General features: G+C 67.1%; 8 protein-coding genes, 1 tRNA gene and 1 pseudogene. 6 read left to right on the top strand and 4 right to left on the bottom strand.

All coding sequences use genetic code 11. The features are described 5' to 3' along the window. Positions 1-104: 104 nt before the first annotated feature. Together ACIN94_RS28155 and ACIN94_RS28150 are read left to right on the top strand one after the other, a co-directional pair. Positions 105-518 (top strand): annotated as a pseudogene (locus ACIN94_RS28155) (ATP-binding protein); the annotation flags it as partial. A 314-nt stretch (positions 519-832) separates the two neighbouring features. Further along, positions 833-1,756, top strand: a complete 924-nt coding sequence (locus ACIN94_RS28150; RefSeq protein ID WP_400712263.1) for a GNAT family N-acetyltransferase — start codon at positions 833-835, stop codon at positions 1,754-1,756. A 155-nt stretch (positions 1,757-1,911) separates the two neighbouring features. Here ACIN94_RS28150 and ACIN94_RS28145 read toward each other — a convergent pair whose 3' ends face one another. The 3 genes from ACIN94_RS28145 to ACIN94_RS28135 are packed head-to-tail and all read right to left on the bottom strand — an operon-like array spanning position 1,912 to position 4,615. Beyond that, complete coding sequence (locus ACIN94_RS28145) at positions 1,912-2,388, bottom strand: lipocalin-like domain-containing protein (RefSeq protein ID WP_400712260.1); 477 nt, start codon at positions 2,386-2,388, stop codon at positions 1,912-1,914. 23 nt (positions 2,389-2,411) lie between these two features. Next, positions 2,412-3,989, bottom strand: coding sequence for an aldehyde dehydrogenase (NADP(+)) (locus ACIN94_RS28140; protein WP_400712257.1), 1,578 nt, complete (start codon positions 3,987-3,989; stop codon positions 2,412-2,414). Continuing rightward, a complete protein-coding gene (locus ACIN94_RS28135) occupies positions 3,986-4,615 on the bottom strand; it encodes a cysteine hydrolase family protein (RefSeq protein WP_400712254.1) in 630 nt (209 codons plus the stop codon). Before ACIN94_RS28135 ends, ACIN94_RS28140 begins: the two co-directional genes overlap by 4 nt. Before the next feature lie 175 nt (positions 4,616-4,790). Here ACIN94_RS28135 and ACIN94_RS28130 point away from each other — a divergent pair, with 175 nt between their 5' ends. The 4 genes from ACIN94_RS28130 to ACIN94_RS28115 all read left to right on the top strand — a co-directional run bounded on the left by ACIN94_RS28130 (position 4,791) and on the right by ACIN94_RS28115 (position 8,068). Next, complete coding sequence (locus tag ACIN94_RS28130; protein WP_400712251.1) at positions 4,791-5,384, top strand: TetR/AcrR family transcriptional regulator; 594 nt, start codon at positions 4,791-4,793, stop codon at positions 5,382-5,384. 618 nt (positions 5,385-6,002) lie between these two features. Beyond that, the gene (locus ACIN94_RS28125; RefSeq protein ID WP_400712248.1) at positions 6,003-6,365 is read left to right on the top strand and encodes a tyrosine-type recombinase/integrase; all 363 of its coding nucleotides are present in this window, start codon (positions 6,003-6,005) and stop codon (positions 6,363-6,365) included. Positions 6,366-6,633: 268 nt separating this feature from the next. After that, a complete protein-coding gene (locus tag ACIN94_RS28120; protein WP_400712245.1) occupies positions 6,634-7,452 on the top strand; it encodes a S1 family peptidase in 819 nt (272 codons plus the stop codon). Between the two features lie 247 nt (positions 7,453-7,699). Next, entirely contained in the window at positions 7,700-8,068 is a 369-nt protein-coding gene (locus tag ACIN94_RS28115) for a hypothetical protein (protein WP_400712242.1), read from the top strand. A gap of 207 nt (positions 8,069-8,275) precedes the next feature. On the opposite strand, the gene ACIN94_RS28110 is transcribed toward ACIN94_RS28115, so the two are convergent. Next, a tRNA-Arg gene (locus tag ACIN94_RS28110) sits at positions 8,276-8,349 on the bottom strand. Positions 8,350-8,487: the final 138 nt, after the last annotated feature.

Genomic DNA, 8,487 nt, shown 5'->3' with positions numbered 1-8,487 from the left:
CCATTCGAAGTTCTCGACGAGTACGCGGCACTTCAATCGGCTGCGTAGTCAACAACCGCAGATTCCGCTGTCCGGAATGATCTCAGCCCCTCACCGGCAAGTCGCACCTGCTGATCGGCCTGGGCTCGGCCGCGGCGATGGCCGGCTTCAAGGTCCGCTACGTGCTGGCCTCCAAACTCGCCAACGAACTCGTCGAGGCCGCCGACGACCGCCAGCTCACCAAGACCATCAACCGCTACGGCCGGGTCGACCTGCTCTGCATCGATGAGCTCGGCTACATGGAACTCGACCGGCGCGGCGCCGAGCTGCTTTTTCAGGTGCTGACCGAACGCGAGGAGAAAAGCAGCGTCGCGATCGCCTCCAACGAGACCTTCTCCGGCTGGACCAAAACCTTCACCGACCCGCGCCTTTGCGCCGCGATCGTCGACCGGCTCACCTTCGGCGGCACCATCATCGAGACCGGCACCGATTCCTACCGGCTGGCCCACACCAAGGCTCAGCACAACAGCACATCCTGACACCACCCTGCCCCGCGCATCGAGGCGAGGGCATCGCCCGCCCCGCCCCACCACGCCCGCCGTCGCGCCCGGCGGGCGGGCGATGCCCTCGCGTGGCAGGGGTTTGGGGGCGGCAGCCCCCGAGACCGCAGACCGCACGATCACCCCGCAGCCGACTGTCTCGTGCCACCGAAGTTTGAGTAGCGGGGACGCGTGCTGGACAGGAGGGCGATTGGGGAAATCACGGAGGTGGAGGCGTATCCCGCGCTGTGAACGACAGGCCTGCATCCGGAAAAAATGTTGCCGCGCACCGCTTGCCTTGGGACAGTCCCGGCATGCAGATACGCGCCGCGATGATGAACGACCTGACAGCCCTGACGGAACTGTTCCAGGCGATCGAGCTAGCCGAGATCGGACGAGCAGAGACCAACGAGGCCGACATCCGACAGATCCTGATCACGCCAGAGCTGGACCTGGAGCGACGTAGTCGCGTATATGAGAAGGACGGTGACATCATCGGCTTCGCCGCGCTCCACCCCGCTCCGCACGCCGACCGGCTCCGCGCGCACCTTGGAGTGTCACCCGTCGCCCCGGACTCCCTGGCTGATGCGATACTGCGGCAGATCGAGGAATGGGCGCACAAACAGACCGCGACAGCAGGCCGAGAGCGTGAGAGCGTCACGCTTTTCCAGATGCCTCAAGCTCTCGCCATGCCCTCGCTCCAAGATCACGGCTGGCACGTTGTCCGTCGTTACAGCCGCCTGATCATCGACTTGAACGGCGAACGGCCCTCCCTTCTGCAATTGCCGGCCGGAACCGAGATTCGGATCGCGGCTTGTGACGACGATCGGCGCCGCCTGCACGCGGTGCTGGAGGAAGCGCTGAGCGGACACTGGAACCACCACCGTCGAACGTTCGAGGAGTTCTGGGCCGATCAACAACAGCGAGACGGTCACGATCCCAGCCTGTGGTGGATCGCCGAGGTCGATGGAACCCCAGCGGCTGGGCTGATCGCCCGCTCGCAGCCGAACCGCGGCTGGATCGCTTGGCTGGGCACCGAGCAGCGTTACCGAGGGCGAGGATTGGCCCGCTGCCTTCTGCTCACCGCGTTTGCCGAGCTAAAGGCACGTGGCCACCACATGGTCGGTGTCGATGTTGACAGCGCAAACGATACGAACGCCACGGGTGTCTATGAGGCTGTCGGCATGCGCGTGCTCGGCCAGGCCGATCAGTGGCAACGAGATATCAGCATCAGTTGAGGGTCTGTCAAACCACTCAAGGTTCGGTAGCACAGAACACCGACCGGCCAGGGTGGGGCCATTTCAAGCCGCCACATTTTCACCTAGTGATCAACAACTGGGTCCAGGTCAGGCCGTCAACTGGGGCCAGCTGAAGCCGTCCTAGCCAGCCTGCGTTACAGTCTCCGCCACGTGAGTTCACCGATGCGGTCGGCGTCCCGTATTTGGGTGGCGAGGCTCAGCTTCAGCAGATCTCCGTCGAAGTGCACCGTCCGCACCTGGGGACGTCCCACCCAGTTCGGAAAGAGACTGATGATGACGTGGTGCTCGACCGTTGTCGGATCGACGACCTGGAATGTCCCCGCGTAGGCGACGTAGGTCGCCGCCGCCCGCGCCAATTCCTTCGCCGGTCCTTCCTCTAGGCGAACTGCGCCTAAGCGCGGGCGGTCGCTCCGGCCCAGCTGCGCGGACACGTACCCCTCGGAGGTGTAGACGATCAGCCCGTGTGGATTGGCGCCAAGGGGGTGGATGACATGCCCGTCAGCGCTCGTCGCGGTGTACGACACGAGTTCCCACGCGCCCAGAAGTCTCCGGCGCACCTCTTCGCGGGCCCGGCGGTCGTGCGCTTCGGTCGTTTGATTCGTGATTGTCATGGTGTGAGTTCTTCTAGATTGGTTCAGTCACGGGCCAGTTCGCCGTCGACGAGTCGCCACAGCCCCCATGGGTTGGCCTCGCGAAGCGACTCCGGGAGCAGTCCGTCCGGGAATTCCTGGTAGGTGACCGGGCGCAGGAATCGCTCGATCGCGCTCATCCCGACGGAGGTGAAGCGGCTGTCCGAGGTGGCCGGGAAGGGACCTCCATGGATCGTCGCGTAGGAGACCTCTTGCGGGATCGAGAAGGCGTTGACCACGATCCGCCCTGTGCGGCGCTCCAGGATCGGCAGCAGTTGTGCGGCGTCGGCGTGGTCGGGCTCTTCGATGTGCATCGTGGCGGAGAGTTGTCCCCGGAAGGCGCGAGCCACCTGGAACAGTTGCTCCAGGTCGGTCAGCCGGACCAGCAGGATGGAGGGACCGAAGACCTCCTCCCGGAGCGCCGGTTCGGCGAGCACCTGCTCGCCGATGACCTCGTACGCCAGGGACTGGCCGTCCCACTCGCGGATCGGGTCCGGTCCCGTGCTGATCCGCGTGGCGCCGGAGTCCTCCATCCGTCGCACGTTGCGGAGGTAGGAGTCGTGGATGCCCGGCGTCAGCATGGTCCGCGCGGCGACCTTCCGCACCTCGGCCATCACGGCATCGCGCAGGTCGTCGAAGCCGGGGCCCTCGACCGCGAGGAGGATCGCCGGCTTCAGGCACATCTGCCCGACCATGTACAGCGCGAGCCGGCCGAAACCCGCGCCGATCTCCGAGCCGCGGGCCGCCAGGGCGGCGGGCAGCACGAAGGTCGGGTTGACGCTGGTCATCTCGGCGAACACGGGGATGGGGTCGGGGCGCTGCTGGGCCCGGCGGTACAGGGCCATGCCACCGCCCTCTGAACCGGTGAAGGTGACCGCCCGGGCCAGCGGGTGGTCCACCAGTGCCTCGCCGATCTCGTTGCCTGCGCCCCGCACGAGCGAGAAGACGCCCTCGTGCAGCCCCGCGTCGGTGACGGCCTGCTGGATGACCCGTCCCATGAGCTCAGAGGTCCCCGGGTGGGCGTTATGCGCCTTGAGTACCACCGGGCACCCGGCGGCCAGGGCTGACGCCGTGTCACCGCCGGCGACCGAGTAGGAGATCGGGAAGTTGCTGGCGCCGAAGATCACCACGGGGCCGAGGGCGACCTTCTGCATCCGGTGGTCCATGCGCGGCGTGGGCTGCCGGTCCGGCTGGGCCGGATCGATGGTCGCCTGCAGGAACCTGCCCTGCCGTACGACGATGGCGAACTTGCGGAACTGCGCGGCGGCCCTGAAGGTTTCGCCCTCGAGTTGCGCGACGGGCAGGCCTGTCTCGAGCGAGGCGCGTTCGGCGAGTTCCCCCTTGACCGCCTCGAGCCTGTCCGCGATGAGTTCGAGGAACGCCGCCCGCTCGGCGGGCCTGGTGTGGCTGTAACTGTCGAAGGCCTCGTCGGCGAGGCGCACCGCCCGGTCGACCTCGGCCGCGCCGCCGAAGGCGAACTCCGGCCCGATGAGCTCCCCGGTCGCCGGGTTCAGCGCCTTCATCGTCCCCGCGGTGGCGGGCACGAAGGTCGCTCCGATCAGCAGGTCTCCGGTCAGTGTCATGACTGCGCTCCCCCGAATGCGGTGACGATCTCTTGCGTGGTGACGATGGCGTGGGCGTAGGTGGGGCCGTTCAGCTCGTGGGCGGCGTGCATCATCTCGGGGCGGAAGGCCGCGGTGGCGTCGCGCACCAGGGTCACGTGATAGCCCAGCTCCATGGCGTAACGGCCGGTGGACTCGAGGCAGGTGTTCGCCAGCAGGCCGATGAGCACCACGTGGGTGATGCCGTGCTGCTTGAGCTGGAAGTCCAGGTCGGTGGTGGCGAACCCGCTCTGTGCCCAGTGCTCTTGGGCCACCACCTCGCCCGGCTGCGGCTGGAAGTCGGGGTGGAACTCCCCACCCCAGGTGCCCCGGGCGAAGGTGTGCCGCACCTGGACGTTCCGCTGGGTCGGGTTGGGGTGGGCCCAGGTCTCATAGTCACCCGGCTCCCAGCGGCGGTGCGGGACGAACACCACCGACACGCCCGATTCCCGGGCGGAGCCGACGACGGCGCGCAGGTTGTCCAGGAGGCCGACCTCCTTGGCGACGGGCTCCACAAGCGGCCAGACCTTGCCGCCCTCGGAGAGGAAGTCGTTGTAGGGGTCGACCAGCAGAACCGCCGTCCGGCGGTGGTCGTAGGTCTCGGACACGGTGCTCCTCCGTTCCATGTGGATGTCTTACATCATCCAGAACGATGGTTACTCGCATCGTCCTAACTGTCAAATCCACGCAGCTCATGGGCGTGGTGCGGGGATATGTGTATGATATAAATCATCTAGATTGCTGAGCGGCACAGGCCGCCCTGTCGGATCGGAGGCGAGCGGAATGGGTTACTCGCAGGCGGAGAAGGCGGCGTCCCGCGAGCGCGTGCTGAGCATCGCGGCCCGCAAGGTCCGAGCGGAGGGCGTGAGTCGCCCCGCCATCGCCGACATCATGGAGGAAGCGGGGCTGACGCACGGCGGCTTCTACAAGCACTTCGCCTCACGCGACGACCTGATCGCGCAGGCCGCGGCCCTGGCCTTGGCCGAGGGCGAGGCGAAGATGGAAAAGAGCGCGCGGAAGAACAGAGACGAGCCCCAGACAGGCCTGATCGACGCTTACCTCAGAAAGCACCACCGTGACTCGCCGGGCACCGGCTGCGCGCTCGTCACGCTCGGCGCCGCCGCGGCGCGCGGGGATCACAGCTTCAAGCAGGCCTACGAGAAGCAGGTGCGCAGCTACCTCGATCTGATCGCCGACCTCGACGACGATCCCGCGAAGGGGCGCGCCGAGGCGATGCTCACCCTCAGCGCCCTGGTCGGCGCCATGCTCATGGCGCGGGCCGTGAACGACCCGGAGTTCTCCGACGAGCTGCTGTCGAACGTCGCCGAGCGGCTCAAGCGGCACGGACCGGAAGCCCCCTCCACCGCCGTCGCCTGATGGTCCGCCGTGGCCCCCGTGCGGGTTGGAGGCTTCCCACTCACCTTAAGGGGTCTTGACGTGGGGATTGAGGAGAGTCACTCCATCGTCCCAATGCCCGACCAGAAGAGTGTCGGGTACAGCCTGCGGCACGCTCTGCCGCTGGATTTTCATCGTCGCCATGTGCGGCCCCGCACAGGATGCCCCTGTCCTGATCTCTCGTCTGCCTTCGACCCATCCGAAGGACAGCGGGCCGGCGACGCCAGGTCAGGCCCGGCCTCGCGTGTACATGTCCCCGGTGACCTTCCTCGCCCGCTGGTTGCCCGACCTGCACGGCTGGGCTTGACCTGGAGGAGTCGGGCTGCTGGGCTCTGCCTGGGTCGTTGACGGGCGAGCGATCAGGACTTCCCGCCCAGCCAGCTACGGCCGGCACGTTCCGCGGGCCACCTCTCGGAGCCTGAGCGCCCCCGCCGGAGGCAAGAGAACCTCAGCCCCCTACGGTGTCGTTCGGTCGCTACGGCGGTCAGCGTCTGCCCATCGGGCGTGGCTGGCGGCGGTGCGGCCGGGACCGGCCCGAAGAGGCCGCATGCCCGGCCGCGACCGGCCGCGCCGCGCCACCGACGCCCGCAGGGCGGCGGCTTGATCGCCCTCCTGAAGCTCCGCAGAGAGGCGCAGAAAGCCGGACGGGAGGCGGCGGGGGAGAAGTGGCAGGACTGGGATCTCGTGTGGTGCATGCCGGATGGAAGCCCCATCGACGCCAAAGACGACTGGGACGAGTGGAAGGGACTCCTGAAGCTCGCCGAGATCGATAAGGACGCTCGTGTTCACGATGCTCGCCACATGGCCGCGACGCTGCTCCTGGAGCAAGGTGTGGACATCCGGGTGGTTCAGGTGATCCTCGGCCATTCCCAGCTCACCACGGCCAAGCGCTACACGCAGGTGACGGAGATCCTGGCGAGCGAGGCTGCGGCGCGGATGGGGCGGGCGCTGTGGGACGGCTGACTGCAACGGAACCATGACGACCGCAACTGGAAATGCAACTGGGCAGGCTTCCCGATCATGGAGATGGGGGAGTCTGCCCAGTTCGTTGAAGCGCGCCCTGCAGGATTCGAACCTGCGACCGTCGGATTAGCCAGGGCGCCGCTGGGCGCATCTGCCCTGGTCGGGTGGGGTTATCCCTACCGCGTGTTGGCCTGCTGGCATGATCACCTCGGCGAAGCCGGACATATAGCTTCATAACGTCACAAACAACCGATGAAGGGCTTCACTCATGTCTGGCACCACCTCGTTCCGCCGTATCGTCTCCCGCTCCGCCGTCGTCGCACTGGCCGGCGCGGCCTGCCTCGCGGTCACCGCCGGGAGCGCCGGAGCGATCATCAACGGCTCCAAGTCCACCGAGTCCTACCCCTTCATGGCGACCATCCCGACCACGGCCCCGCTCATGGGCCTGACGGACGGTAACTGCGGCGCGGCCCTGATCAACCCGCAGTGGGTCGTGACCGCCGCGCACTGCCTCGACATGGAGATCGGCTCGATCTCGAAGGGGACGGTGCGCATCGGCAGCGACAAGCGCAAGTCCGGCGGAACCGTCCGCAAGATCGCGCAGGCGTTCCTGCACCCGGACTACGCCCAGAACTCACCCAACAAGAACGACATCGCGCTGGTCCGCCTGGACCGCCCAGTCAGCATCAAGCCCATCAAGATCGCCGAGCAGGCGGGCAAGCCCGGCACGCCGACCCGGATCATCGGCTTCGGCATCACCAAGTTCAGCACCAACCCGGCTGAGTGGAAGATGGCCGAGAAGCTGCGCCAGCTCGACACCCGGCGTGGCGCGGTCTCCGAGTGCGGCCCCGGCTTCGCCGATGACACCCGCCTGTGCACCGTTAGCCAGAAGCCCAAGGCCATGGCCTGCAACGGCGACTCCGGCGGCCCCCAGATCCAGCGCGGCCGCAACAACAGGTGGGAGCTGATCGGCGTCACCTCCGGCCCCGGCGCCAAGAGCCCCTCCTGCGAGCAGGGTCCCGGCCTCTACACCAACGTGCCCGCCTACAGCGACTGGATCAACAAGACCATCCGCACGAACAGCTGAGCCGCAGCACAGCAGGCCCGGTGACGGACCGGGCCTGCCTGCGGGGACGCAGGTCCCGGCTTGGAGGGCGGCGATCGATGGCGCCGGCCTGCCCCGGCTCGCCCGCGACTGGCCGCAGACGTCCACACACGCGCCCACTACCGGGCGTGGAGGGTGGCCTTCCGGTGGAGCTCGGCGGTTCTCGGACTCGGGGAAGACGCATGATGTTCGCGGGCTCAAGCAGCGTCGGCGCAAGGCTATCTGGGACGTGCCGATCCCTCCTGAGCTGGTGGCGATCCTCCGCAAGCACCTCGAACGGCATGGGACCGCGGCTGACGGGCGGCTGTTCCGGACCGCGACGGGCAGCGTCTTCTCCACCACGGCCTACGGCAAGGTGTGGAAGGAAGCCCGTACGTACGCGCTGACTCCTGACCAGGTCGTCTCACCGCTGGCCGGCAGGCCGTATGACCTGCGACATGCGGCGGTATCGCTCTGGCTCAACGCCGGGGTTCCCGCTCCGGACGTGGCCGAACGGGCTGGGCACAGCGTGGACGTATTGCTTCGTGTCTACGCCAAGTGCATCGATGGTCAACGGGACATCGCCAACCAGCGGATAGCGGGCGTGCTGACGGCATGAAAACGATCTACCCTCGAAGGGTCACGGTCATCCCGTGGCCCTTCGTTGTTGCCTATCTGACCTGGGCAAACGGCGCCGTTTTCATCCCGCGTATATCCCGTGAGCACCGACTTGGGGCTGCGTTCAGTGGCATCCGGCTGCAGGCGGTGGCAACCGCCGATCAACAAGAAAGACCAGGTCAGAGGCTAGATGACCTGGTCTTGGAGGCGCGCCCTGCAGGATTCGAACCTGCGACCGTCGGATTAGAAGTCCGGTGCTCTATCCAGCTGAGCTAAGGGCGCTCCCGCCTAATTGTGCATGATCCGGGGAGTGTCCATGTATCGGATCCGCACGGGTGTCGCGAGGATCACTCTACGGTGCCGGCGGCCGGTCCGGTGAACGGGGTGGCGAGGGGTGCTGACCAGCGCCGGGATCGCCGG

It is taken from the genome of Streptosporangium sp. NPDC087985, assembly GCF_044741965.1.
Classification (GTDB): domain Bacteria; phylum Actinomycetota; class Actinomycetes; order Streptosporangiales; family Streptosporangiaceae; genus Streptosporangium.
The sequence above is the reverse complement of the archived record's forward strand: the minus strand, read 5'-3'. Positions and strand labels throughout refer to the sequence as shown.